The sequence below is a fragment of the Wolbachia endosymbiont (group A) of Cephus spinipes genome (assembly GCF_964026895.1).
Taxonomy (GTDB): Bacteria; Pseudomonadota; Alphaproteobacteria; order Rickettsiales; family Anaplasmataceae; genus Wolbachia; species Wolbachia pipientis.
Genome location: NZ_OZ034713.1, coordinates 253,006 through 275,205 on the forward strand (window position 1 = coordinate 253,006; position 22,200 = coordinate 275,205).

21 protein-coding genes are annotated in these 22,200 nt (G+C 34.9%); 7 read left to right on the forward strand and 14 right to left on the reverse strand.

Going from position 1 to position 22,200, the window contains the following annotated elements; genetic code table 11:
- Positions 1 to 47: 47 nt before the first annotated feature.
- Genes AAGD59_RS01245 through AAGD59_RS01275 form a run of 7 tightly spaced genes read right to left on the reverse strand, consistent with a single transcriptional unit; the run spans position 48 to position 2,629 of the window.
- The gene (locus AAGD59_RS01245) at positions 48 to 359 is read right to left on the reverse strand and encodes a cation:proton antiporter subunit C (protein WP_006279706.1); all 312 of its coding nucleotides are present in this window, start codon (positions 357 to 359) and stop codon (positions 48 to 50) included.
- Positions 356 to 775, reverse strand: a complete 420-nt coding sequence (locus AAGD59_RS01250; RefSeq protein ID WP_006279705.1) for a Na(+)/H(+) antiporter subunit B — start codon at positions 773 to 775, stop codon at positions 356 to 358. Before AAGD59_RS01250 ends, AAGD59_RS01245 begins: the two co-directional genes overlap by 4 nt.
- Positions 768 to 1,295: a DUF4040 domain-containing protein gene (locus AAGD59_RS01255; RefSeq protein ID WP_015589497.1), complete on the reverse strand. Its 528-nt coding sequence runs from the start codon at positions 1,293 to 1,295 to the stop codon at positions 768 to 770. The genes AAGD59_RS01250 and AAGD59_RS01255 overlap by 8 nt, the downstream gene beginning before the upstream one ends.
- A gap of 1 nt (position 1,296) precedes the next feature.
- Entirely contained in the window at positions 1,297 to 1,584 is a 288-nt protein-coding gene (gene mnhG / locus AAGD59_RS01260; RefSeq protein WP_006279703.1) for a monovalent cation/H(+) antiporter subunit G, read from the reverse strand.
- Between the two features lie 6 nt (positions 1,585 to 1,590).
- A complete protein-coding gene (locus AAGD59_RS01265; RefSeq protein ID WP_007548527.1) occupies positions 1,591 to 1,836 on the reverse strand; it encodes a monovalent cation/H+ antiporter complex subunit F in 246 nt (81 codons plus the stop codon).
- Between the two features lie 28 nt (positions 1,837 to 1,864).
- Entirely contained in the window at positions 1,865 to 2,272 is a 408-nt protein-coding gene (gene rpoZ / locus AAGD59_RS01270) for a DNA-directed RNA polymerase subunit omega (RefSeq protein ID WP_007548528.1), read from the reverse strand.
- A 60-nt stretch (positions 2,273 to 2,332) separates the two neighbouring features.
- Positions 2,333 to 2,629, reverse strand: a complete 297-nt coding sequence (locus AAGD59_RS01275; protein WP_012673420.1) for a helix-turn-helix domain-containing protein — start codon at positions 2,627 to 2,629, stop codon at positions 2,333 to 2,335.
- A 436-nt stretch (positions 2,630 to 3,065) separates the two neighbouring features.
- Here AAGD59_RS01275 and purE point away from each other — a divergent pair, with 436 nt between their 5' ends.
- The 4 genes from purE to AAGD59_RS01295 all read left to right on the forward strand — a co-directional run bounded on the left by purE (position 3,066) and on the right by AAGD59_RS01295 (position 9,951).
- A complete protein-coding gene (gene purE / locus AAGD59_RS01280; RefSeq protein WP_015589499.1) occupies positions 3,066 to 3,557 on the forward strand; it encodes a 5-(carboxyamino)imidazole ribonucleotide mutase in 492 nt (163 codons plus the stop codon).
- A 7-nt stretch (positions 3,558 to 3,564) separates the two neighbouring features.
- Positions 3,565 to 5,382 (forward strand): DNA mismatch repair endonuclease MutL, encoded by a 1,818-nt coding sequence (mutL, locus tag AAGD59_RS01285; RefSeq protein ID WP_141456850.1) that lies wholly within the window; start codon positions 3,565 to 3,567, stop codon positions 5,380 to 5,382.
- An 881-nt stretch (positions 5,383 to 6,263) separates the two neighbouring features.
- Positions 6,264 to 8,918, forward strand: coding sequence for a 2-oxoglutarate dehydrogenase E1 component (locus AAGD59_RS01290; protein WP_141456848.1), 2,655 nt, complete (start codon positions 6,264 to 6,266; stop codon positions 8,916 to 8,918).
- Between the two features lie 244 nt (positions 8,919 to 9,162).
- Complete coding sequence (locus AAGD59_RS01295) at positions 9,163 to 9,951, forward strand: hypothetical protein (RefSeq protein WP_015589502.1); 789 nt, start codon at positions 9,163 to 9,165, stop codon at positions 9,949 to 9,951.
- Positions 9,952 to 10,081: 130 nt separating this feature from the next.
- Here AAGD59_RS01295 and AAGD59_RS01300 read toward each other — a convergent pair whose 3' ends face one another.
- From AAGD59_RS01300 to AAGD59_RS01310, 3 genes are all read right to left on the reverse strand, one after another.
- On the reverse strand, positions 10,082 to 10,678 hold the full coding sequence (locus AAGD59_RS01300; protein WP_141456846.1) for a TIGR02217 family protein: 597 nt from the start codon (positions 10,676 to 10,678) through the stop codon (positions 10,082 to 10,084).
- A 53-nt stretch (positions 10,679 to 10,731) separates the two neighbouring features.
- Entirely contained in the window at positions 10,732 to 12,099 is a 1,368-nt protein-coding gene (locus tag AAGD59_RS01305) for a hypothetical protein (RefSeq protein ID WP_255498570.1), read from the reverse strand.
- A 221-nt stretch (positions 12,100 to 12,320) separates the two neighbouring features.
- Positions 12,321 to 13,079 (reverse strand): DsbA family protein, encoded by a 759-nt coding sequence (locus tag AAGD59_RS01310; RefSeq protein WP_015589505.1) that lies wholly within the window; start codon positions 13,077 to 13,079, stop codon positions 12,321 to 12,323.
- A 331-nt stretch (positions 13,080 to 13,410) separates the two neighbouring features.
- Between AAGD59_RS01310 and AAGD59_RS01315 the strand changes: the two genes are divergently transcribed.
- From AAGD59_RS01315 to AAGD59_RS01325, 3 genes are all read left to right on the forward strand, one after another.
- Positions 13,411 to 13,563, forward strand: a complete 153-nt coding sequence (locus AAGD59_RS01315) for a hypothetical protein (RefSeq protein WP_007548541.1) — start codon at positions 13,411 to 13,413, stop codon at positions 13,561 to 13,563.
- 10 nt (positions 13,564 to 13,573) lie between these two features.
- Entirely contained in the window at positions 13,574 to 14,653 is a 1,080-nt protein-coding gene (locus AAGD59_RS01320) for a Fic family protein (RefSeq protein WP_341812936.1), read from the forward strand.
- A gap of 87 nt (positions 14,654 to 14,740) precedes the next feature.
- Positions 14,741 to 16,219, forward strand: a complete 1,479-nt coding sequence (locus AAGD59_RS01325) for a UbiD family decarboxylase (protein ID WP_015589507.1) — start codon at positions 14,741 to 14,743, stop codon at positions 16,217 to 16,219.
- A 785-nt stretch (positions 16,220 to 17,004) separates the two neighbouring features.
- Here AAGD59_RS01325 and ubiA read toward each other — a convergent pair.
- Genes ubiA through nusA form a run of 4 tightly spaced genes read right to left on the reverse strand, consistent with a single transcriptional unit; the run spans position 17,005 to position 22,170 of the window.
- Positions 17,005 to 17,862 carry a 4-hydroxybenzoate octaprenyltransferase gene (gene ubiA / locus AAGD59_RS01330; RefSeq protein ID WP_015589508.1) on the reverse strand — a complete coding sequence of 286 codons (858 nt, stop codon included), beginning with the start codon at positions 17,860 to 17,862 and terminating at the stop codon, positions 17,005 to 17,007.
- 3 nt (positions 17,863 to 17,865) lie between these two features.
- Positions 17,866 to 18,264 carry a ribosome-binding factor A gene (locus tag AAGD59_RS01335; RefSeq protein ID WP_015589509.1) on the reverse strand — a complete coding sequence of 133 codons (399 nt, stop codon included), beginning with the start codon at positions 18,262 to 18,264 and terminating at the stop codon, positions 17,866 to 17,868.
- 9 nt (positions 18,265 to 18,273) lie between these two features.
- Entirely contained in the window at positions 18,274 to 20,598 is a 2,325-nt protein-coding gene (gene infB, locus AAGD59_RS01340) for a translation initiation factor IF-2 (protein WP_265027920.1), read from the reverse strand.
- A 9-nt stretch (positions 20,599 to 20,607) separates the two neighbouring features.
- Positions 20,608 to 22,170, reverse strand: coding sequence for a transcription termination factor NusA (nusA, locus tag AAGD59_RS01345; protein WP_015589511.1), 1,563 nt, complete (start codon positions 22,168 to 22,170; stop codon positions 20,608 to 20,610).
- Positions 22,171 to 22,200 lie beyond the last annotated feature (30 nt).

Genomic DNA, 22,200 nt, shown 5'->3' on the forward strand with positions numbered 1-22,200 from the left:
TGTTACTTCATATAGTTTAAGATACTGTTAATTTATGTACACTTGTCTTAATCGATTGTTCCATACTTTTCTTCCATTTTTACTGCTATGGATAATCCAACTGAAAATGTTGCAATTCCAACCACTATAGCAGTAAGCATTAAAACATGGGGTATAGGATTGCTATATGAATAAAAATTTGAAACCAATATAGGAGGCAAGGAACTTTTTATATATCCTAGAGATATGTAAAATAACAAAACAGATGCTTGGAAGACGCTTACCCCTATCATTTTCTTGATTAAATTTTTATCGTTTATAATAATATATAAACCTAGCACCATTAATACAATAATAATCGTATAATTATATAAAGTCATTGTTTTTTCCTACGAGCAAAATTTATATATATAATTAACATAGAGGAGCAGACAGTAAATGCTACACCTAATTCCACCAAAAAAATACCTAATTTTTGACCGGTTCTATTATTGGTTAACAAGATATCATAAGATAAAAAATTTTGGCCAAGTAAAGTTGTTGCAACGCCCGTTCCTCCATAAATTAAAATACCTAACACGTTAGTCAATCTAATCACAGAATAAGGTATTGCTTTTAGAGTTGTAGATACACCAAATAGCATTGAATATAATATTATCCCGGAGGCAATAATTATTCCTGCTTGAAAACCTCCACCCGGAGTGTAATCACCGTGAAATTGTATGTATAAACCAAATAAAATGATAAAAGGTATCATCAAAAATGTTACTGCATTTAATATCGGATCTTTAATCATTTTCTTTTTCTTCTTTTAATATCAACGTTATACAAAGCGCAGCAGTAAAAACTACTATAGTTTCTCCAAACGTGTCATAACCACGAAAGCTTGCCAAAATAGCTGTCACTATATTAGGAATACCGGTAGCTTTTTCGGTATTTTCCACATAATAAGGAGCAACATGCAAGTGGATCGGAGCATTGTGGCTGCCAAAATCTGGCAATTGAATCATAAAATATGACAAACATACAGCCAGAAATAACATAAAAAAAAGCGTTATAGGGTTATGAGATAGATTTACTTTATGATTCTTTATCAAGGAGAGTGCTGCAAACGTAAAAACTGTACTGAGCCCCGCACCAACAGAAGCTTCAGTAATTGCAACATCAGGTGCATTCATAATTAAGTATATAAGCGCAATCAGTGAACTAAATACACACATTAGAACAGCACTTACGACTAAATGTCGCGAGAAAACTATAAAAACCGTAACTGTTAGTAACAACAAAAGTAACACTACATTTAATATTTCTAACACCTTAGCCTTCTTTAACAGTTTTTTTCTTAACTTTATAATGAGTGCGCGCTAAAATATAGCTATTAGTTGAGTTAGCTACCCATATTATAAAAATTAATAATACTATTTTAACAGTATTGATTGAAAATCCATTCTGCAAAGCAAAACCAATTAACAATAACGTTGCACCGCTAGAATCTGTAATACCTGCTGCATGTAACCTAGTATAGAAATCAGGAAATCTGATCACCCCTATATTTGAAATAATTATCAAACAAATACCTAAAAATATGAAAATGGATCCTATCATAAATTATCAAAACAACATTAATCTCATTAGTGCTATAGTTGATATAAAGCTAACGCTAGCATACAACAATGCTATATCAATTAAAAAAAAATTATTCAGAATGATTGATATTGCTGTTATAAGTACAACTACTTGCGTTGAGAAATTATTGAACGCTAAAACCTTATTGTACACATCATTTGACTTAGACACTATGCAACACAACATTACACTCATACAGAACAACAGTGTATAGATAGCAATGCAAATCATTTAAAGACTATGTAACTTCAGTAGATTTCTAAACGGATACTTCTTCATCGCCATCTTGATCATTTATTTCATCATCTATTTCACCATCCACTTCATAATCTTGGCTTTCTTGACTTGCATCAAGGTCTGTGTTATCAGAAAAATTTAATAAATTCGCTAGCTTACTTGTATTACTGCTGTAAACATTATTCATATTTCCTTTCATGTATTCCTTGCATCTACCTACCAAAAGGCTAAACAGCTCATGAGTATCCACCTGTTTTCCTGCTATTTCATGTAAGGAAACTATGGTATTTTTATGACCTTTAAACTTAGCTGCTTGAATTGGATTACTTGCCCCTGTATTTAAATCATGTGTTCTTTGACTTGCCAACAGAACCAATTTGAAACGGTTACTTACCCGTTCTATACACTTTTCTACAATAGACTCAGCCATAAGATACTACCTTAATAAGTTTTATACTATATCACAAAAAACAAGTTGTCAACTTTGTATCTATTGCGATTCAACTTCATGTTTTACTTTTTCTGCCTCAGATTTTATTTCTTGGCTTTCTGTCATCGTGATTGTTATCTCATGATCAAGTTTTTTTAGAAATCCTAACAATCGCTCTAAAGAAAAACCATCTATTTTACCATTTTTAATTTGTGATACCTTTGGCTGATCAATACCAAGTTTCTCAGCTGCAAAAGCCTGAGTCCAAGCATTTTTTTCTACAATTTTATTTATTATATAAAGCAACTTTGTTTTTATTCCTGCACTGTCTAAGTTATTTAACGATATTATTTCCATAATTCTTACACTCACATATCAATTAACTTTATTAAATATTATAACATAATATTTAATATACCAAGATATTAATATCATGTAACTTGTCAATAATTATATGATATCAATATTTAAAACTTTAAGTTGATTATATATTAATATTTTTATCAAATTTCTAGTAATTTTAAATTACCATTTTACCATCAGTCTATCTGAAAAAACCATTTATAGAAAGAACAAGCTAAGATTACAAAGCTTGAAATACAAAAATAATTATTTTATAAATTTATCTTACATAAGAAGTTTATATCTCTATATCTTAATATAAATATTTATTTAAATTTTTAAAATTTCTATTTTAACGAGAATTCTATATATTATATTTATAATATAATTTAAATATTTGTTGCTTTTTAGCTGGAACATTATTTAGTTAGTAAGTAAAATTGTGTTGAATATGACAAAAATAAAAAAAGATATTGCTGTTATTATGGGAAGTGAGTCAGATTACACTACTATGGTCCATACCGTCGATATGTTAAAAGCATTAGAAGTTTCACATGACATATTCATAATATCTGCACATAGAACACCAGAAAGGCTCTTCAATTTTGCTAAATCTGCACAAGAAGAAGGTTTTAAGGTTATTATAGCTGGTGCAGGAGGTGCAGCTCATTTACCTGGTATGGTTGCGTCACTAACTTGTTTACCAGTTATCGGCGTTCCTGTGCATAGTAAACAATTAAATGGGCTGGACAGTCTACTCTCTATAGTTCAAATGCCAAAGGGTGTTCCAGTTGCAACCATGTCTATAGGAGAAAATGGAGCATATAATGCTGCCATTACTGCCGTATCTATATTGTCAATTTCCAACAGTGAAATTGCAGGTAGGTTAAAAAAGTGGAGAGAGAAACAGACCAAAGAAGTAAAAGAAAAACCAGTTTCATAATAAATCTATGGCAATAATTCTTTTAGACACAAAAACCATAAACCGTATAGCAGCGGGGGAGGTGATAGAAAGGCCAGCAAGTGTAGTAAAGGAATTAGTGGAAAATGCAATAGATGCTGGAAGTTTAGAAATAGAGATCAAAATAGAAAGTGGTGGGCGTAACCTTATTATTGTGACAGATGATGGTAACGGAGTAGAAAAAAACGATTTAGAACTTGCGTTTATGCGCCATGCTACTTCAAAATTGAGCGACAATGAGTTGATAGAAATCAAGCATCTTGGCTTTAGAGGAGAAGCTCTGCCTTCAATAGCAGCAGTAAGTAGGATAAAATTATCGTCTAAGGCAAGAGAAGCAAATGAAGCATGGTCTATAAGTTATGAGGGTGGAGAGAAAATAGGGGAGCAAACTCCTTACTCTTTATCACAAGGTACACATATTGAAGTACGAGATTTATTTTTTGCCACTCCAAATAGACTAAAATTTCTAAAAACCGAAAGAGCAGAAACTCAAAGCATTGTTGATATTGTAAATAACCTAGCAATGATTAACTATCATATAGGGTTTACTTTCAATTCAGGTAATAAAAAGCTCTTAAAATACGCTAAGCAGACTTCGTTATTTCATAGATTGTGTGAAGTAGAAGAAGAATTTCAGGGCAGTTCTCTGGAGATTAATGAAGAAGAAGACGGCATTAAACTTACGGGACACATCTGTAAACCGACCGTCAATCGTGGTAAGTCAACTCAGATCTATACGTTTGTTAATGGAAGGCCAATCAAAGATAATCTACTTATTGGCGCAGTTAGGTATGCATATCATGATTTTATTCCAAGCGATAGGTATCCTTTCGCAGCGTTACATTTAGAGATACCTTATGATCAAGTAGATGTAAATGTGCATCCAAATAAGTCAGAAGTAAGGTTTCAGAATAAGAAGCTCATATATGAGATAGTGACAAGAGGATTAATTAAAGCATTGTCAAGAAGGATAGGCACCTTTCTAGCGCATGACCAGAAAATGGATTCAACATTGCCAGATCCTTTTGATAAACCTAATGTTCAAAATGAAAGAAGGCCAAGTCCTTTTGAAAATCAACTAATAAAAGAATTTGCTTCTCCAAATGAAAGAGTAAAAAGCTTATCAGAACAGTCAAAATCGTTTGATTATACCGGCATACAGAAATTACCATCACAAGCGGAGACTATGGTTCTAGAAAAAAAGGTGTTAGAGCAAGTTGATTTGATAGAGAGCCACCCGCTCGGGTTTGCACGCTGTCAGGTCTATAATACTTATATTATTGCAGAGGTAAGGGACAAATTGATTATAGTCGATCAGCATGCAGCCCACGAGAGATTAGTATATGAATGCCTAAAACAAAAATCAAGTATAAAAAGACAAAAACTACTTCTTCCTGAAACGGTTGAAATCAAAAATCAAGCCGGAATGGAGATGATTGAAATCTATAAAGATAAGTTATTTGAAATGGGTTTTGATATTGAAATCAAATCAGAGAATAAAGTGATAGTAAAAGAAATCCCTGCAATTTTGGGAGCAATAGATGTGAAAGAGATGCTAATTAACATAATTGATAGATTAACGGAAATAGAAGATACATTGCCAGTAGAAGATAAAGTGAACAAAATATTGGCCACTATCGCTTGTCATGGATCAATTAGAGCGGGTAGAAAAATGAGGTTAGATGAAATGAATGAGCTGCTGAGACAAATGGAAAAAACCCCATATTCCGGGCAATGCAACCACGGAAGACCAACTTATATAGAAATGAAACTCAGTGATATTGAAAAACTTTTTGAGCGTAGGTAATGAGGTTGCCATAAATATGTAACCTCGTCATCCAAGTAGCTCATAGAAACGGATTAAACGAAAAAACTTCCTTGACAAACTCCGTCAGCCCCCTTATCATGAAAGTGAAGCTATTTATTTATCTTCTCTGTACAGATTAAATGACAAAAAAACTCAACGTATCTGGCGTCTCATGTTTAATTTTTTGTACTATGTGCACTCTATGTCTTTATCAAATTTCTAGGTTTTTACCTATACAAGCTGAAATACGCTTATAAAGCATTTAAAACATCAAAAAACGCCAACTTAAAAAATGGATAGTGAATAATTAGCTACCCTAGGGTTTCTTTTGCCTTTTTTTCTGTTTAGTAAATTTCTTAAACATTTATGACTAAAGGTTAGTTGCATTAAAAAGCAGCTAAATCGAGGTTATTAAGCGTTTAGAATAAAAAAACGCCATACTTGAAAGTATAATGTAAGTAATTAGCCAACCACGGGGCTTCTTTTGCCTTTTTTTTATTTGGTAAATTTCTTAATATTTATAGCTAAACGACAATCGTCATCCCGCTACGTGTTAGCGGGATCTATGCTTTGAGATACCGCGAATGAATCGCGGTATGACGGTTCGTGGCGGCGTGACGATAAGCTCGTCATCCCGCTGCTTGTTAGCGGGATCTATGTTAAGGTATGACGGTTAAGTAAGGGATCTATGCTTTGAGATACCGCGAATGAATCGCGGTATGACGGTGTAGATGATGGTTAAGTAATTCGTCATCCCGCTGCTTGTTAGCGGCTAAGAGATACTGCGAATGAATCGCGGTATGACGTATAGAAACTAAAAAAGTTCTTTTTTAAAAAACTTAAGTTATACTTATAAGTATTTGATACTTTTTATAGTGATTATGTCGAGTTTAAGCTGCCTTTATGGTGATAATGCAGAATTTGTGGAAGAAATGTATAGCCGTTATTTGCAGGGTGATAAATCAATCGGGGAGGATTGGTATAGAATTTTTTCAAGCAATTTAGAAGTTAATAAAGCGGAGACCTGCGGTGCACAACATGTAACTAAGGTGGATGATTCAGTTTCTAGTTTAGCAAATTTTTTCAGATCTTACGGTCATTTTTTTGCGGATCTTAATCCGTTATCACCCAATGTGAATAAGGAAGTAGATTATCAGAAATATTCGAATCTATATCCGGCAAGTGACGCTGGAATCTATAGAGATATTTACTGCAAGAACATCGGTTTTGAATTTATGCATATCTCCTCTTATGAGGAGAGGATGTGGCTGCAGGAAAAGATCGAAAATCAAACCTATACGCTGAGTTCACAAGATAAAAAGGAAATACTGAGGCACTTAATTGAATCTGAGATGTTCGAGCAATTTCTCCATATGAAATTTCCTGGATATAAACGTTTTTCTATCGAAGGTGGGGAATCAGCTATCGTTGCAATTGAGAGAATCATTAGTGATTCTGCAGCTTTTAGTATTGAAGAAATAGTTCTTGGCATGGCTCACCGCGGACGACTCAATATTCTAACCAAAGTTATGGGCAAAGAATATGCGGCAATGCTATCTGAATTTCAAGGCAATCTTGCATATCCAGGTGGTCTTGAGGTGTCCGGTGATGTTAAATATCACCTTGGTTACTCTTCTGATCAAACACTTGCCAGTGGTAAGAAAATACATTTAAGTTTATGCCCTAATCCATCTCACCTTGAAGCGGTAAATCCGGTTTTGGCTGGAAGAATAAGAGCAAAACAGAATATAAGATCTGTGCTTGGCATATCAATTCATGGTGATGCGGCTTTCATCGGCCAAGGAGTGGTTGCTGAAACTCTAACCTTAAGCAATATTGAAGGTTATAAGGTAGATGGCATTGTGCACATTGTTATTAATAACCAAGTTGGTTTTACTGCTAATCCGTGTTGTGCGCGATCCTCTTTTTACTGTACTGATGTAGCAAAATCAATAGAAGCTCCAGTGTTTCACGTTAATGGAGATAACCCAGAAGCTGTGAGTTTTGCTACAAGTCTGGCGATGGAATATAGGCAGAAATTTAAAAAGGACGTAGTGATTGACATAATATGTTACCGCAAATATGGCCATAATGAAGGTGATGAACCGAATTTCACTCAGCCACTCATGTATAAGGTAATATCAAAGCATAAAACTCCAGGAACACTGTATGAAGAGAAGTTGATCGCAGAGAAAGTATTAAGTGGTGATGAGGTAAATAAATTGCGCAGTGAGTTCAGGGCAAAATTAGATAAAAGTCTTGCTGAATCAGCGGCTTATACTCCAAAAAAAGCTGACTGGTTCGGTGGAGTGTGGTCAAAATTAAGAAGAGCAAAGTTGAACGATTTGAGCGAATACTACACGGATTCTGGTGTTCCGCCAGATGAGTTGAAAAAATTAGGTGTACATATAAATAGCAACATCCCAAGTAGCTTTAATATTAACAATAAGGTTAGAAAAATACTTGATGGCAGAATAGACAGCATAAATTCCGGTAGTAATATAGACTGGGCAACTGCCGAAAGTCTTGCGTTTGCATCACTGCTCACAGAAGGAATAGGAGTGCGTTTATCAGGACAAGACTCTGGTCGTGGAACTTTCTCGCACCGTCATTCAAGGCTTGTTGATCAGGTAACAGAAGAAGCGTTTATTCCGCTAAACAATATAAATGAAAAGCAAGCTCACTTTGAGGTCATAGATAGCGCTTTATCAGAGTATGCTGTAATGGGCTTTGAATATGGATATAGTCTTGATTCCCCGTATTCACTGGTGCTCTGGGAAGGGCAATTTGGTGATTTTGCAAATGGTGCACAAATTATGATCGACCAGTTTATCGCATCTGCAGAAACAAAGTGGTTGCGATCAAGCGGTCTAGTTTTATTGCTGCCTCATGGTTATGAAGGACAGGGACCTGAGCATAGCTCCGCACGTATAGAGAGATTTTTGCAACTCTGCGCAGAGGATAATATGCAGGTAGTTAATTGTTCCACTCCGGCGAATTACTTCCATGTCTTACGGAGACAAATGCATAGAGACTTTCGCAAGCCTTTAGTAGTGTTTACACCTAAATCACTACTGCGTCATAAAAGAGCAGTTTCTAACCTATCCGATTTTGAAGGAAAATTCCTCACGGTGATTCCAGAATGTAGAAAAGGTTTAGTTTCAAGTGATAAAGTACGAAAAGTTGTAATATGCAGCGGTAAAGTTTATTACGATATAATTGAAATGCTTGAAACACAAAAAATAAACGATATAGCAGTGATACGTTTAGAACAATTCTATCCGTTTCCTGCAGATAAACTAAGTAATGAACTTGAAAAGTACAAAAACGCTGAAATTATATGGTGTCAAGAAGAACCAAAAAATATGGGAGGATGGTTTTTTGTCAACCCATTGATAGAAGAAGTGTTGTCCAATCTCGATATTCAAGCAAAAAGACCTAAGTGTATCGCGAGACCTGCTGCTGCATCTCCTGCATGTGGTTATGCTAGTGTCCATGCTCAGCAACAAGAGGAGATTTTAAGACAGATCGCTTAGTATTTACAGTTATTGAAGCAGAAGTGGTGCTATAAAAGTAGCTGACACTTGAATCCGGTTGCATCACGCGCTGCAGCCAGGCGCAATAGAAAACGCATTACACCAATAAAGCCCTTTTGGTACTCAAGCAAATATAAAAGATTTTTATTCTATTAAAAAAAAATAATTTTTATTAAAATTTTCATTTATTTTTATTTAAAAAGTAAACATTATTAATATTTACTTTAACTAATATAGGATATATATGAATACAAAAATATTTGAGATGTTAATAAGGAGAACTGGTCTACGCAGAGATAGCAAAGCTGAGATCATACAGTTAAATAGAAATGAAAAAGCTTTCGTAGATGAGGATAAAAAATCTATCGAATTAGCTGAGGCCATTTTTGAAGAGAATAATATGTTTCATTTCCGCAAACCAGGTCCTGCTATGGATTACATTTTGCACAAATTAATAAATGATAGGAAGCTTTTCGAGGAAATGAAAGATAGAGGTACAAGTATAATACGTCTTTTTTCTTTGTTATCAATGTATCATGGTCGTCTCAATTGCTGTGTTATAAGAAAAGGAGGGTGTATTACTGAGTGTGGCATACTTGATTACGCTGGCACCTATCCAGAACTAGTGCCTTTAGAGGACTTTATACTTATTGAGCCTTGCTCGTACCTCGAGTACACTGTGCTTGATAATGATAACATCAGAAATAGGTTAGCTAGAGACTTGACTGAAGACAAAACAAAATTAGATATCTTTTTGAATGGAATTTTAGCAACAAAGAATTCGGATTTAGTATTATCTTGTATTAACAAGATAGAGGTTCTTAATGAGGAAGATAGATATTTTGTTAATCGCTTACAGAAAAACAACATGCTAGACTACATCTTAAACAAAGATGATACAACACTTGCAAAATCAACTCTAAAGGAATTGTTGAAGCTTTCTATTTTGCAGGAAGGAGAAAGCACTAAGCTAGAATCTCCCCAAGCTTCAAGTGTAAATGTTAGCAAAGCTCAGCAACATTGTAGTATATAGCTGGTGATAAAGTTTAAAATAATTGCATATACTAAGGCTCATTTAAATATAGAGCCTCAGTGGTGCTTAACTTTTTTAATTGATGGTGACTAGTAGCCCTACTATGATGTAGATCTATGCTCGCTTACAGCTAAAATTTCACCTCTATTAGTGGAATGTTATTCCAGCTATTGCTTCCATAGTCATCAATAGAAGCGTTTAAGTAATCTGTATCAAAGCGCACGGGCACATCAAATTCGAAGCTCGCAGTGATTATTGCATCTTTTACTGGCGGTTTCATGAATGTTATTTCTCCCGTTGAATAATTTACTGAATATTCACTCTCTTCTTTACCATTTAAATAAATCTTTACTGTCCCATGTACTGGCTTTTTGATCATACGTATATGCTTATCTTCCCCACTTACATAAGTTTTGATTAGCTGAAAAGTCGTTTTTTTGTTATCTCCTATACCAATCTCTTGGTTGATGGCTATAAAATCCGACCAATCCTTAAAACGAAACCCTATTGCTTTACCTTTTCGTGCATGAAAAAATGTTATTAGTTCTAGTAGCTGCTCGTTTGATCTGACCCCGTAAGCTATGTTGTATCTAGTGCGTGCATGAGACCAATTGATGTTGCGCTGTTCACAACCGTTATGAGTTGTTACAACGTCAGTGGAAAATTCCGGTCCTCCAGCGGAACCATAAGATATATTTTCTGGAAATCTAATTTCTGTGAATGACATATACCCTCCTGTAGAAATAAAGTTGAGTTGATGTAGATAAAGTAGGAAAAATCTTAAACTTTTGAAATTGCTTTATTAATAAGATCGTGCATTTTTAATCCCACCTTCTCTAAGAAAGTGTGGGCATTATCTTCTTGACCTTTTCCTAACTCGCTTTTCAGTTCGTTAATGTCTTTATGACTCTGCGTTAATTGATATACACAAACACATGCAGCGACTAAAGCAGTTCCAGCAAGACATGCAAAAGGAATTGCTTGAGTAATGATAGCAGCTATAGCAGATGCTGTGAATGCTATAGCTGTTATTACAGTAGCTATTACATAAATAGCCTCTTTCCTGTAACTATTGATTAATTTTTTTTGTATTTCTTTTTGTTGTGTTTTTTGTTCTTGCTGATGAGAGGAAGGGATTTTTTTATCTGTGTAAATTTGTAAAACCGGCGCACTAGTGTTGGTATTAATTATTTCTTGTTGTACTTTTTGCTCTGATTGATTAGAAGTAGGAATTTCTCTATCCGTATAAACAGTCGCACTAGCGCTGGCATTAATTCCTTCTTGTCGTGTTTTTTGCTCTAGTTGATGAGAAAAAGGGATTTCTTTATCCGTATAAACAGTCGCACTAGTACTGATATTAATTATTTCTTGTTGTACTTCTTTCTCTGATTGATCAGAAGTAGGAACTCTTTTACCTGTGCCAAGAATTGCTTCACTAGAAACTTGTTGATCTTCTTTTATATCTTCAGAAATTCCACTAAGGAGTGGTACAAAATGTTGCATGTAATTCACTACTCCTACAGTTTTTTTACTATTATCTATCTTTAATTGATCAAGATTCACACCTTGTATAAAAACTTCTAGATCATCATCATGTGCTGTAATTTTAGTTACTGTAACTTTTTGACTATCTTCCTCTATTGAATAAATATCAAGCTCCACTTCATACTTATCACATATCATTCTCCCTTCAATCCCTGGGCGACCCCATATAGGTAGGCTAGCTTCTGTAGCCATACTTCTAATATCTTTTAAATATCTATCAAAAGATGCAATATTGTCTGGTATAATATTGTTCTGGTTATCTTTCATTACATTTCCATTTGAACCTATCATAGGTACAGCATATCCTTCAGCAATATTTTTTGTTATTTCATCAAAAACCCATCGTGAGTCCTTTTTGTTTTCAGCATAATCTGCACAATCTTTTCTTAATGATTTTGCGGTAAAACGATGACCAGGTTTTAACTCATTCAACCCTTGAGCCACGGAGTCAAAAAAGCAATCCCCTGTCTTTAGAGCAGCCCCTATCTTTAGTTTTTTAGAATAAGCACTCTTTAAATTATGCAATAAATTACTTGATTTTTTCTTTTCTTTGATTTGTCGAAAAAGAGCAATTGGTTCTCTTGTATAATTAGGTTCTTTCATATTGTAACTCCAGAATGGTAATTATATATTGAGTTTAACACTTTTTAATGGATTAGTCAATCTTTGCAGGCTGAGGTTATGCTTGACTATAGGCATCACCTGCTTTTCTTGAGCTACTGTGTCACTTCTACGTGCCGTTACTTATCACACCCACAGTTACTATACTCAGGTTCATTTGAGTTGTCAAGCAAAAAAAAATAAAATTTTATGGCAAATTGAAACTAGCCTTGCTTGTGACTTAATTCATCTACTTTTTTGCGTAGTATATTTAAATCAGTTGCTCCTACAAACAGACTATCCCCAATTATTAAAAAAGGTGTACCACCTACTCCCAAATCTCTTACTAGAAGCCTACTGTTGTTTATCATTTGCTCAATTTTGTCCGCGTTATCTTTTATGGAATCATTAAAATCGTCCTCATCAATCCCTATGCTTTTCACTATATCCAATATGCTTTCGTCTGAAAATCCTCCTTTGTGACTTAAAGCAGAATAGTGAAAATCGAAATATTTTTCTTTATCAATAAAGTAAACAGCTAAAGCGCTTTTTGCTGCCCTTAAAGAGTCATTACCAAGTATTGGAGCATCCCTAAAGATATACTTAATTTTACCGTCGTTAATTAACTGCTTTATATCATTCTTCATAGCTTTGCAATATCCACAAGAATAGTCAAAGAAGCCTACAGCTATAACACTACTATTTTCATTTCCTGAGTAAGGATAAGCGGAGTCGAATATTTCATTTTTGTACTGTAAAATTTTACCTTTAGTCGCGTTATCTCGAGCAGCGTAACTACTTTTAATCGACTCCTCTTTGAGAGTTTTTACGATCTTATCAAAATTTCTACTGATATAATCATCTAATCTCGTACTTATTTGGTCATCGGTTAGGGTTTGACCGCGGTGTGAAAGCCAATTGTTTATTACTGGTAAACTTGCTACTGCCAGTATAAGAATCAATAAAAACGATATTCTAGACATATACTTATTAAAGAACCTACAATATAAAACTTTTAGTACACATTTATCTATATATTAAAAGAAGCATCTAATGTTAATATATAAAAACATTTATATCAAGTGTATTTTATAGTCAGTTTTGCCTCGAATACAAACTTTACGTACAATGATTAGGTATATTGTCACAAAGTTCATCAGAAGACTTGATAATGTAGGTGACCAAACTACCCCCAGAATAGCCAATTATGAGATGCTCTATCTTTTACCGCCGCGCTGTAAACATGGCGGTAAAACAAAGTTGATAATTTTATTCCGCTGTGTATAATTTCAACAAACTCCGCGGAATAAACATATGAGTGAACCAATAATTGGCAGAGAAAAAGAAATAGCTATTCTACAAGACAAACTTCTTTCTCAATCAGCCGAATTTATTGCTGTTTATGGTCGGCGTCGTGTAAATGTTGTATTATCTGCATTTTATCAGCATAATATAGAAGTAATGTAATGCAGATATTATGCCGATGCCAAATTATACGATTACTTCTAAAATTGCTAATTGCCTTATGAGGATTGAAGCAGCAAAAGAAAAAGTGTTACATTTGCCACTCACTGTATCGATGCTCTCGTCCCTTCGTGAAACTGCACGGCTTTATACCACACACTATTCTACTATGATTGAAGGAAATCGACTTGAGCCTAAACAGATTGAAGAGGTTTTAAGTGGTAAAAGCCACTTTCCAAAATATAGGAGAGATGAAAATGAGGTTAAAGGATATTATGCAGCTTTAACCCAAGTTGAACAATGGGCAGCGAGAACGATCCCTATTACTGAGAAAGCCATTCAAACGCTTCATGCCCTAGTAATGGCGAGTGGAAAATCTAAAGTGAAGCCAACCTCTTATCGTGATGGTCAAAACGTTATTCGTGATAGCCGTACACGTGCAATAATTTATATGCCCCCTGAAGCAAAGGATGTACCAAAGCTCATGAGCAGTATGATTGATTGGATTCGTGACAGTGAGCAAGTGCCTTGCCCAATTATTGCAGGTATTGCTCATTATCAATTTGTAACAATTCACCCTTACTATGACGGTAATGGTCGTACTGCAAGATTGTTGACTACATTAATTTTATACCTTGGTGGATATGACCTAAAAGGGCTTTATTCATTGGAAGAATATTATGCTAAGAATCTAGGAGCTTATTATGAGGCAATCAGTGTAGGTCCATCGCACAATTATTATATGGGACGAGCTGAAGCAGATATCACTAAGTGGGTGGAGTATTTCGTAGAAGGTATGGCAAATTCATTTGAGAACGTTTTACAACGTATAAATGAAGAAGAATACCACACTGATCAGACTGATCTTATACGTAAACTTGATCCTAAACAACGCAAAGCTCTTGAGCTCTTCCAGGAGTTTTCCGCTATTACAGCTAGTCAGGTTGGCGAACTATTTAATTTTAAGCCTCGTACTAGTGCGCAACTTTGTAAAAAGTGGGTGGAAATGGGGTTTATCAAGATTGTAGATTTTTCCAATAGAGGAAGGAAATACAAACTTAGTAAGCAATATGAAGATTTGATCTCAAATTAACTGAAAGCTCGCTAGACAGTGCATAGGTCAAATTTCAATAAAGTGCTTGAAAACTAGATATAAACTTAAAATTTTAAAAACTGGAATATGTACAACAACTTACGCGACTTCATCAAAGCCTTAGAAGAAAAAAAAGATCTGATTAGGATTAAGGAGGAAGTTTCAACAGTTCTTGAAATGACAGAAATTCATCGCAGAGTTTTGTCAAGCAAAGGGCCAGCGATCATTTTTGAAAATGTTATCACAGAAAATGGCAAAAATTCGATTCCAGTTTTGGTGAATTTATTTGGTACTATTAAGAGGATTGCATTGGGGTTGAACATAAATCCTGATGAACTAAGAGATCTTGGTAAACTTTTAGCATTTTTGCAATCACCTGAGCCGCCAAAAAACTTTAAGGATGCTATAAAAATGTTTCCTTTGTTGAAAGTCGTGTTATCGATGCGAAGTAAAGTCGTGAGCAAGGCTCCATGTCAAGAGGTAGTGCTAACCGGAGATGAAGTGGACCTAAGTCTACTGCCCATTCAAACATGCTGGCCAAATGAACCTGCACCACTTATCACCTGGCCGATTGTGGTAACAAAAGGACCCACGAAAGAAAAGCAAGATAATTTTAATCTTGGAATATATCGTATGCAGGTTATAGATAAAAAAACAACACTAATGCGTTGGCTTGCACAAAGAGGTGGCGCAACTCACCACAAACGATGGAAAGAGAAGGAACAAAATATGAAATTTCCTGCTGCTGCTGTGATCGGTAGTGATCCTGCAACGATTATTGCTGCAGTAACTCCAGTGCCAGAAACATTGTCAGAATACCAATTTGCTGGACTGCTGCGAAAGAAGCCGCTTGAGCTGGTAAATTGTAGGACTATTCCACTTCAAGTACCAGCTCACGCGGAAATCGTTCTGGAAGGCTATGTGAGTTTGGATAGATATCAAGACGAAGGGCCATACGGAGATCACACCGGCTACTATAATTCTGTTGAGCAATTTCCTGAATTTAATATTACTGCAATTACTATGCGTAAAAACCCGATATATCTTAGCACTTTCACTGGCAAGCCACCTGATGAACCATCGATTCTTGGTGAAGCACTCAATGAAATTTTTGTGCCCATTCTTATCAATCAATTTCCAGAGATAGTGGACTTTTATCTGCCACCGGAAGGTTGCTCATATAGAATAGCGGTAGTGTCGATAAAAAAATCCTATCCAGGGCAGGCAAAAAGAATTGTTATGGGCATACTTTCCTTTCTAAAGCAATTTTTATACACGAAGTTTATTATCGTTGTTGATGATGATATAAATATACGTGATTGGAAGGAAGTGATGTGGGCAATGTCAACGAGGATGGACCCTGTGCGTGATACAATCATGATAGAAAATGCACCTATTGATTATTTAGACTTTGCTTCCCCTGAAAGTGGACTTGGAGGTAAAATGGGATTTGATGCGACAAATAAAATCCCGCCTGAAACCAAACGAGAGTGGGGAAAGAAAATTGAGATGAGTGAGGAAATAGTAAGAAAAGTCACGGAAAAGTGGGAGGAATATATGGACTAGACTTCTTGCATAAAAGCAGAAAAAAGTTTGGCGTTTTTTATAATGCCGTAATTAGCATTAACTGATAATTGTGATTTAAGTTCGTCACAGTGCCCTTTTTTTGTCATCCTATAGCTATACCGCCGCGGTATCTCTTAGCCGCTAACAAGTAGTGGGATGACGAGCTTATCGTCATCCTGCCGCGAACCGTCATACCGCGATTCATTCGCGGTATCTCAGCCGCTAACAAGCAGCGGGATACTTAGGGATGACGGTTGTTGTTTAGCTGTAAATATTAAGAAATTTACCAAATGAAAAAAAAGGCAAAAGAAGCCCTGGGGTTATTATCCGCTTTAAAATATTGGCGTTTTTTATGTTTTAAACGCTTGACAAGCGAGATTCAGCCGCTTTTAATTGCAACTAACTTACGCTGCAAATGTTTAAGAAATTTACTAAGCAGAAAAAAAGACAAAGAATCCCCGAGTTAGCTAGTCTTTTACTATCTCTGTCGAGTATTGGCATTTTTTGATGTCTTGTAACGCTTTATAAGCGCGTTCAGCTTATTTAGATAAAAATCTAGATGTAGATGAAGTTTTGTAAAGACATACAGTATCTATATACTGCAAAAAATTGAACATAAGACGCCGATACATTAAGTAATCCTTACCTTTTAATCTGCAGATTGGCGAAAGCAAATACAATAGCTTCAGTTTCATGATAAGAGGGCTGGCGAAGGGTGTCAAGCAATTTTCGTTTCTGCGAGTACCTGAGTTTATTGACTTCATTAGAGCCAAAACTCTTGAGACCTAGGTGATAATTCTATCTAAAAGGATGCCAAAAAAGAGAAGCAACCCTACGTAGGAATTATTTTTAAATATGGACATGCATTGACTGGGATCGTCAGGATTGAAATTTTTGTATTGGCGGTGAAATATGAACCCTACGGCAAGTAGAGCAATATAAAAAATGTTATTTAATGATGATAAAATACCAGCATATAGCCACGTCATAAGAGATATTAAATAAAATCTTTTCAACCAAGATTTTGTTGTATCACCAAAATATAATGCGGTAGATTTCATCCCGAGTTTTTCATCATCTTTTTTATCTTGATGGGCGTATATGGTGTCATAGCTAAGTGTCCAAAAGACGCATCCTATATAAAACAGCAAGGATTCTATACTGATCTGGTTTGTTATTGCTGCTGAGCCCATGAGCGATCCCATATTGAAGGTAAACCCTAAGAACAATTGTGGCCACCAAACATACCGCTTTAATAAAGGGTAAGTAGCTATCATACACATTGAGATTATTCCAAGTATAAGTGTAGTTTTATTAGTTAATAATAAGATTACCAGGTCAATAGACAGTAGCAGTGAAAGTAAAGCTAAAGCCTGCTTTATGTTTAATGCACCACTTGCAAGTGGCCTATATTTTGTTCGTTCAACGTGCGCATCTATTTTTCTATCGAAGATATCATTGATTATGCACCCTGCGGGTCTCATTAAAAATGCACCTATAGTAAACAAAACAAGGAGAAAAAGAACCTGATACGATAGAGAAGTTGAGGCTAAAAGAATACCGCTCAAACTGGGAAATAGCACAAGCCACAAACCCGTTAAACTGTGCAACCTCATTAATGAAAAGTAACGATTGAAATGCATTAATTAAGTGTGATTATGTAATATTTTGCTTACATTAACAAAATTATCGAACGCTAAGTCAGGCTTGAAAACTAGTTCAGGTATAAATCGCAAATCAACATAACACAGTATAGATTTACGTATTGACCATGCAGATTGGTTCATTTCATTAACAACGGTGTTAAGATCACAATTATTCTCAGAAGGATCTCCAGTGCGTCTTTTTTCTGGATCTAAGTAGTCAGCTACTTGAATATTCAATGAAGATAACACAATATATACATCTGCTTTTTTCAAATCTTTACTTAATTTTACGTCAGATACCGCTACATTTTTATTGAACACCTTACCTTCCATTAGAATTCTTGATATTGCTCTATGCAATACCGATGCTATCTTTAGGTTTCTAATTTCCTTTTTCATATCCAGCTACTATAACACCCTTTCTTCTTGCACTAATTGATAAGCTTCCAAAATATCTCCAACTTTAATATCGATATTACCCTCTAGTGATACTCCGCATTCAAAGTTTACACCTACTTCTTTAACATCATCTTTAAATCTACGTATTGCTTTTAACTTTCCTTCATGCACCAATTTGCCACCACGCACTACCTTAATTAAAGAATCTTTTTTTATGACTCCATCACTTACATAACATCCAATGATATTACCAGCTTTAGATACATTAAATATTTGCCTTACAGATGCAGAACCAACACGAACCTCTCGTGTAACAGGCTTTAACATTTTAGTTAAATACATTCTCATGTCGTCAATGAGCTCGTATATTATGTTATAAGTATGTATTTCTATACCTTTTTGTTTTGCCAAGTCCCTTATTTTTGAGTCCACTTTTACATTAAAAGCTAAAATTACTGCACTTGATGCTTCTGCAAGCAGCACATCTGAATCTGTTATCCCTCCTACTGCTTTGTGTAGGATATTTAATTTCACTTGGTCTTTACCGAGTTTATCAATTGAACTTGATATTGCTTCAATAGAACCAGTTACATCGCACTTTAAAACTACAGATAGTTCTTCTGTTTCGCTGTTATTACGACTGAATATATCTAAATTATTGTCGCCCAAATCTTCTTTCTTTTTCTTGATTAACTCTAGCCTGTATTCAACAATTTCACGCGCCTGCTTTTCAGAATTTACAACAACAAATTTATCTCCAGCATTTGGTACACCATTTAGACCAGTAATTTCAATTGGAGCGGAGGGTAGTGCTGCTTTTTCTCTTTGACCAAGGTGATTAACCATACTACGTACTTTACTGTATGTTGTACCAACTACCAATATATCACCAACCTTTAACGTTCCTTCCTCAACTATCAATGTAGCTGATATTCCTTTCGCTTTATCTATTTTGGATTCTATTACCCATCCAAGTGCTCGACAATCTTCTATTGCTTCTAGCTTCATTAATTCAGCGATTAACAAAATCGTCTCTTCTAGTTTATCTAAATTAGTTTTCTTTTTTGCTGATACTGGCACAATCATAACATCACCACCAAGCTCTTCAGGAATGAGATCATATTGAGGTAAGCTACTCATTACTTTCTCCACATCACCAGGCTCAGATTTATCAATTTTATTAATAGCAACTATAATAGAAACATTTGCTGCTTTTGCATGATTTATTGCTTCAACTGTTTGTTTCATGATTCCATCGTCAGCTGCAACTACTATTACAACTATATTAGTAATATTGGCACCACATGCACGCATCGCAGTGAACGCTTCATGTCCTGGTGTATCAATGAAAGTAATTTTTTGCTTATCTTTTGTTATTATTTGATAAGCACCTATGTGTTGAGTTATGCCACCTGACTCTCTTTCTGCAACATTAGATTCACGAAATGCATCGAGCAATGAGGTTTTACCATGATCGACGTGTCCCATAAAAGTGACGATTGATGGTTTAGGTTTTTTAGGCAGGCTTTCTCTGCCTTCTATAAAAAATAAATCTTTTTCTCTGTTGGTATCGCTCACTCGTTTAGCCGTATGATTAAATTTTTCCACTATTTCACATGCTATATCTGGATCCACCAGATCATCTACTCTATAACTCTCACCGACTTCTTCTTTGAACATTTTTAGCACACTCTTGCTATCTTCTGCCATGCGAATAGATAACTCCCTGATAGTTATTTTGTCTGGTATAATAACTTCTCTTGATATATTTTTACCCTTAGTAAACTTTGACTTTCTACCTCTTATACCAAACCTTTGCTTAAATACAGGGGGTTGTTCAGTTTTTTCATCTATTGCCTGTGCAATTACCAGTTTAGAATGCTTAGAATATATATCTTTGTTGACTTTAAAAGACTTTTTATCGTTGTCCTCATGGTCAATACTATCTTCTTTTGGTTCAACTAAGTGGGTATTACTTAAAACTTGCTTATTTATTTCCTTAGATAAAGCGTCCGCTTCATTTTTCTCGTCAATCTCTTTATTGCTGTCTTCTTTTGCTGTTTTCTCTTTTTCTTCTCTCTGATTTCTTTCTTTCAGCAAAGCAGCATTCTGCACAGCATTAATGCGGAAAATTTGTTCTTTCTCTGTTAAAGAACCTAATTTACTCTCGTCAAATAAATTATGTTCTTCTGCATCATGAGATTTTTTTCTTCTTTTTTTTACTACTGTAGCTCCAGTACTTGGGCTAGCTGAAGAGTTTAAATTGAGGTCTAATTTAAGCTTGCTTAAACCTTGGAGCGTTAATTTTTTATCACTGATATCTTCATTATTCATATTATTTTATTATATTAATCCAAGCTTTTTACGTGCTTCTATGATTATTGAATCTACTGTATCTTTTAGATCTTCTTTGCTATCGGATGAGGAAGAGAGTATGCTGCAAAACTCATAACTTGATAAATCTGCTATGTCCTCTAAAGTCTTAATATCATGCTTACTAAGAGCAATTTTATTGTCTATTGATAAAGTTAAATTGATTACATCATCCTCCATACCTAAACTTTTTAGCTCTTCTATTTTTCTATCATTTTCTGCTTTCAGGTACTTATTTGCTCTATTGTGAAGTTCGTTTGCAATATCTTCATTAAAGCCCTCTATTGAAGCAAGCTCTTTAATTGAAGCGCTAGATATGTCTTCTACACTTGAAAAACCTTCTGTTACCAATAGCTGACCCATAATCTCTTCTAAGTTTAAAGCTTCAGCAAATAAAGCTGAACATTGACTAAGTTCTTTACTTCGCCTTTCTGATTCTTGCTGAGTGCTTAATATCTCAATTTTCCATCCAACAAGCTCTGAAGCTAATCTTACATTCTGGCCCTTTTTTCCTATCGCTAAACTCAATTGATCTTCAGCAACTATTAACTCTATGCAATTTTCATTTTCATCAATAATAACCTTCGATACTTCTGCAGGAGTAATGGCTTTAATAACAAATTGACCCAAATCTGAGGAGTAATTTATAACGTCAATTTTTTCACCATTTAATTCGTGTATAATAGTTTTTATTCTATCTCCCTTAACTCCAACACAAGCACCTACTGGATCAATGTTCTTGTCGGGAGAGAAAACGGCAACCTTAGACCTTGAACCAGCATCTCTAGCTATACCTTTAATTGTCACTAATCCGTCAGCAATTTCTGGTATTTCTTGATTTAATAATGCCTCCAAAAAGCCTTCATGAGTCCTAGAAAGAATAATTTGACGTCCATCATCAGAGCGCTTAACAGTCTGTATGTAAGCTTTAACCTTATCACCTTCACGAAATGATTCACCACCAGTTAAATTTCGCAATGGAAGATATGCCCTAGTGCCATTTATGTCTATAATAAGATCTGAATATTCTACTTGTTTAACAATACCATACCTTATTTCTCCCACCTTATCTTTAAATTCCTCATATTGCTTTTTTGACTCTTCATCTTTAATTATTTGAGCAATCTTTTGCTGGGCAATTCTTGCTGAAGCAAGATCAGTGTTAAGAGAGAGTAATTCACTAACAGTATCTCCAACTTTTGCATCTCCTTTTATTAATTTAGCTTGTGTAAGCGTAATTGATTCACACTCGGTATTCTCTTTTTCATTTGATTCATCATCAATAACTTTTAGTTTTCTATATGAAGTAACTTTGCCTGTGTTTCTATCTATATCAACTACAATTTTACTTTTGCTACCATATTTTTGATGAGCCACTGCTTCTATAGCACTTTCTAGTGCCTTTATTACAACATCAAAATCTAAACCTTTTTGAAGTGAAAGCTCTCCTGCTGTTTTTATTACATCAAGGCTTCCAACTATGTTATTCTTGTTACTTTTCTGCTTAACACTGCTTTTACGATTAGCAATCATAATAAATAAATCCAATGTAATTAGTTATAA

Excerpts from the sequence above, each read along its gene's own strand:
- AAGD59_RS01245 (WP_006279706.1), bottom strand. The coding sequence starts at position 359 with ATGACTTTATATAATTATACGATTATTATTGTATTAATGGTGCTAGGT.
- AAGD59_RS01250 (WP_006279705.1), bottom strand. The coding sequence starts at position 775 with ATGATTAAAGATCCGATATTAAATGCAGTAACATTTTTGATGATACCT.
- mnhG (WP_006279703.1), bottom strand. The coding sequence starts at position 1,584 with ATGATAGGATCCATTTTCATATTTTTAGGTATTTGTTTGATAATTATT.
- AAGD59_RS01265 (WP_007548527.1), bottom strand. The coding sequence starts at position 1,836 with ATGATTTGCATTGCTATCTATACACTGTTGTTCTGTATGAGTGTAATG.
- rpoZ (WP_007548528.1), bottom strand. The coding sequence starts at position 2,272 with ATGGCTGAGTCTATTGTAGAAAAGTGTATAGAACGGGTAAGTAACCGT.
- AAGD59_RS01275 (WP_012673420.1), bottom strand. The coding sequence starts at position 2,629 with ATGGAAATAATATCGTTAAATAACTTAGACAGTGCAGGAATAAAAACA.
- purE (WP_015589499.1), top strand. The coding sequence starts at position 3,066 with ATGACAAAAATAAAAAAAGATATTGCTGTTATTATGGGAAGTGAGTCA.
- mutL (WP_141456850.1), top strand. The coding sequence starts at position 3,565 with ATGGCAATAATTCTTTTAGACACAAAAACCATAAACCGTATAGCAGCG.
- AAGD59_RS01290 (WP_141456848.1), top strand. The coding sequence starts at position 6,264 with ATGTCGAGTTTAAGCTGCCTTTATGGTGATAATGCAGAATTTGTGGAA.
- AAGD59_RS01295 (WP_015589502.1), top strand. The coding sequence starts at position 9,163 with ATGAATACAAAAATATTTGAGATGTTAATAAGGAGAACTGGTCTACGC.
- AAGD59_RS01300 (WP_141456846.1), bottom strand. The coding sequence starts at position 10,678 with ATGTCATTCACAGAAATTAGATTTCCAGAAAATATATCTTATGGTTCC.
- AAGD59_RS01305 (WP_255498570.1), bottom strand. The coding sequence starts at position 12,099 with ATGAAAGAACCTAATTATACAAGAGAACCAATTGCTCTTTTTCGACAA.
- AAGD59_RS01310 (WP_015589505.1), bottom strand. The coding sequence starts at position 13,079 with ATGTCTAGAATATCGTTTTTATTGATTCTTATACTGGCAGTAGCAAGT.
- AAGD59_RS01315 (WP_007548541.1), top strand. The coding sequence starts at position 13,411 with ATGAGTGAACCAATAATTGGCAGAGAAAAAGAAATAGCTATTCTACAA.
- AAGD59_RS01320 (WP_341812936.1), top strand. The coding sequence starts at position 13,574 with ATGCCGATGCCAAATTATACGATTACTTCTAAAATTGCTAATTGCCTT.
- AAGD59_RS01325 (WP_015589507.1), top strand. The coding sequence starts at position 14,741 with ATGTACAACAACTTACGCGACTTCATCAAAGCCTTAGAAGAAAAAAAA.
- ubiA (WP_015589508.1), bottom strand. The coding sequence starts at position 17,862 with ATGCATTTCAATCGTTACTTTTCATTAATGAGGTTGCACAGTTTAACG.
- AAGD59_RS01335 (WP_015589509.1), bottom strand. The coding sequence starts at position 18,264 with ATGAAAAAGGAAATTAGAAACCTAAAGATAGCATCGGTATTGCATAGA.
- infB (WP_265027920.1), bottom strand. The coding sequence starts at position 20,598 with ATGAATAATGAAGATATCAGTGATAAAAAATTAACGCTCCAAGGTTTA.
- nusA (WP_015589511.1), bottom strand. The coding sequence starts at position 22,170 with ATGATTGCTAATCGTAAAAGCAGTGTTAAGCAGAAAAGTAACAAGAAT.